General features: G+C 67.7%; 3 protein-coding genes and 1 pseudogene. 1 reads left to right on the top strand and 3 read right to left on the bottom strand.

The annotated features are described in order from the left end of the window. The 3 genes from WBF82_RS00305 to WBF82_RS00295 all read right to left on the bottom strand — a co-directional run. Nucleotides 1–766 (bottom strand): NADPH:quinone oxidoreductase family protein (locus WBF82_RS00305; RefSeq protein WP_424381120.1); only part of this gene is annotated, 766 nt, incomplete at its 3' end. Between the two features lie 30 nt (nucleotides 767–796). Further along, nucleotides 797–1795, bottom strand: coding sequence for an acryloyl-CoA reductase (locus WBF82_RS00300; protein ID WP_424381119.1), 999 nt, complete (start codon nucleotides 1793–1795; stop codon nucleotides 797–799). 9 nt (nucleotides 1796–1804) lie between these two features. Then, nucleotides 1805–2461: a TetR/AcrR family transcriptional regulator gene (locus WBF82_RS00295; RefSeq protein WP_424381121.1), complete on the bottom strand. Its 657-nt coding sequence runs from the start codon at nucleotides 2459–2461 to the stop codon at nucleotides 1805–1807. Between the two features lie 93 nt (nucleotides 2462–2554). Here WBF82_RS00295 and WBF82_RS00290 point away from each other — a divergent pair. Beyond that, nucleotides 2555–2688, top strand: a pseudogene (locus tag WBF82_RS00290) (pyridoxamine 5'-phosphate oxidase); the annotation flags it as partial.

Here is a 2688-nt window from a genome sequence, read left to right as displayed (position 1 = left end):
CGTCAATGTTGTTGAGCAGCAGCCGATTCACCTTCACCGTGGGTATTTCGCCACCGGTAAACCCGATCACCAGCACCCGCCCGCCTGGAGCAAGCGAGCGCAGCGAGTCGGTGAACCGGTCGCCGCCGACCGGATCGACCACCATGTCGACCCCACGGCCGTCCGTCAATTCCTTTGCCGCGTCCTTGAATCCGTCGGCCAGCACGACGTCAGTCGCGCCAGCTGCCGTCGCGATCTCGGCCTTGTCTGCGCTGCTGACCACCGCGATCACCCGGGACGCGCCGAGCACGGGCGCCAGCCGCAGCGTGGACGTGCCGATACCGCCGGCTGCCCCGTGCACCAGCACCGTCTCGCCGGCCTGCAGCCGGCCTCGGACGGTCAGCGCGAAGTACATGGTCAGGTCGTTGAACAGCAGGCCGGCGCCCGCTGTGAAGCTCACGTTGTCCGGCAGCTTGAACACGCGGTCGGGTGCTAGCACCGCGACTTCGGCCATGCCGCCGGTGAGCATCGTCAGGCCGACAACTCGGTCTCCGGGACGCACATGGGCGTCGTCGGGCGCCGAGCGGACCACCCCGGCGATCTCGGCGCCCAGCACGAACGGCGGATCGGGCTTGTACTGGTAGAGCCCGCGGGTGAGTAACGCGTCGGGAAATGCGGCTCCCGCCGCGTGCACTTCGACGACAACGCCGTCGCCGGTGGGTTCGTCGATTTCGCCGACCTCCACCGCGCCCGGACCATCAAGCCGAGTCAACTGTGCTGCGCGCATAGCCGAAGCCTACTGGCGGACCCAGCCAGCTCAGAAGCCGCCGGCCACGCGCACCACAGCGCGACCGGAGAACCGTCCCGCCCGCACCTGGTCGATCACGCCGACCACGTCTTTGATGTCGACGTCGGTGGTGATCGTGTCGAGATGCCGCGGGCGCAGGGAGTCGCCCAGACGTGCCCATAGCTCGCGGCGCGGGGCGATCGGCATCTGGACCGAATCCATGCCGAGCAGGGCGACGCCGCGCAGGATGAATGGCAGCACGGTGGTGTGCAGCGCGGGGCCGCCGGTCAGGCCGCTGCAGGCCACCGCACCGCCGTAGTCGACGGCGCTGAGCACATCGGCGAGCGCCGCGCCGCCCACGCAATCCACTCCGGCCGCCCAGCGCGCCTTGGCCAGGGGCCGCGGCTTGGCGTCCGGATCATCGGGCAGCCGACCGATGACCTCTGCGGCGCCAAGGTCTTTCAGCCGTTGTCCAGCTTCGGCCTTGCCCGTCGAGGCCACCACGTGAAAACCCGCGGCGGCAAGCAAGTCCACGCTGATCGAGCCGACGCCGCCGGTCGCTCCGGTCACCACCACCGAACCGGCGCCGGGTTGCACACCCCAGTCGATGAGCGCCTGCACGCTCATCGCCGCGGTGAAGCCCGCGGTGCCGATGGCCGCGCCGTCGCGAGCGCTCAACCCGTCGAGTCGCACGAGCTGATCTGCGGGCAGCCGGGCGTATTCGGCGTAGCCGCCGTGGTGGCCGGTGCCGATCTGGTAGCCGTGCGCGATGACGGCGTCGCCGGCGCCGAAGTCGGGTGACTGCGACTCGACGACCTCGCCGGTCAAGTCGATGCCCGGCACAACGGGGTAGTCGCGCACTACGCCGCCACCTGGCGTCAGCGCCAGCGCGTCCTTGAAGTTGACGCTGGAGTACAGCACCCGGATCGTCACGTCACCCGGCGGCAGGTCGTCGAGACGTTGGGTCTCGATGCTTGCGGTGACCTGGTCGCCGTCTTGACGCGCGACGAGCGCTTGAAACGTGTCCATTCCTCGACGCTAACCTCTCTCGCTGTTGCGTCGCTTAACTTTTCCTCGACGCGGGTGACGTTTAAGCTCCTGGGCTAGGCCATCGACGAGCAGTTCGAGCCCAAACGCAAACTCCTCATCCAGCGGCAGCGGAAGGCTGTCGGCGACGGCGACGATGGCGGGAAACTTGTCCGGGTCCAGGTCGTGGAAGACCTTCGCGACGCGGCCGTCGTCAACGGCAGCGGGGGAGCGCGCCAACTGTATTGCAAAGCCAAGGATGTAGCGGGACAACGTCGCGTAGGACCGGGCAGCCAGCGCGGGCGGGAATCCATTGTCAAGCAAGAGTGCGATAAGTCGTTCCCGTGCGGCCATGGCGTTCGGGCCTATCGGCACATCCACGGCCAGTAGCGGCGCCACATTCGGGTGCAGGCGGAGCGCCTCAAACATGGTGTGGGCGACGGTTTTACACGCCTCCGGCCAAGGCACTGTGCGCAGCTGTGCATCGTCGATATCGACGGACCCCGACACCAGGTCAACGACGTGGGCGATGAGCTCGGCCCGGCTGGAGAAGTGCCGATACAGCGTGGCCGTCCCCGAATCAAGCCGCTGCGCCAGGGTTCGCATCGACAGGGCCTCGGCCCCGTCGTCGTCGACGATCTGCAGCGCCGTTGTGACGATCCGGTCCACGGGGATGGGGGGGCGGCCGGGGGAGCGTTGGGTCACCGCGCAAGTATGGCGACTCTTGACAACGATGGCAATAATGGTAACACTGTATCCATTATGTTGTTACCCCTTGCTTCGGAGCCATTCACGGCTCCCACCGACCGCGACATGCTGCCATCGGAGCGGCGAACTTTCGTCCGCACCCACCGCACCTGCGTCTACGGCTACCGGCGAAAGAACGACGGGCCGGC

Origin of the sequence: Mycobacterium sp., from assembly GCF_049673265.1 — a bacterium.
In the GTDB taxonomy this organism is placed as follows: domain Bacteria; phylum Actinomycetota; class Actinomycetes; order Mycobacteriales; family Mycobacteriaceae; genus Mycobacterium.
Note: the sequence above shows the minus strand (reverse complement) of the source record. Positions and strands in the feature narration are given on the sequence as shown.

Coding starts and splice junctions, on each gene's coding strand:
- WBF82_RS00300 (WP_424381119.1), bottom strand. CDS start 1,795: ATGGACACGTTTCAAGCGCTCGTCGCGCGTCAAGACGGCGACCAGGTC.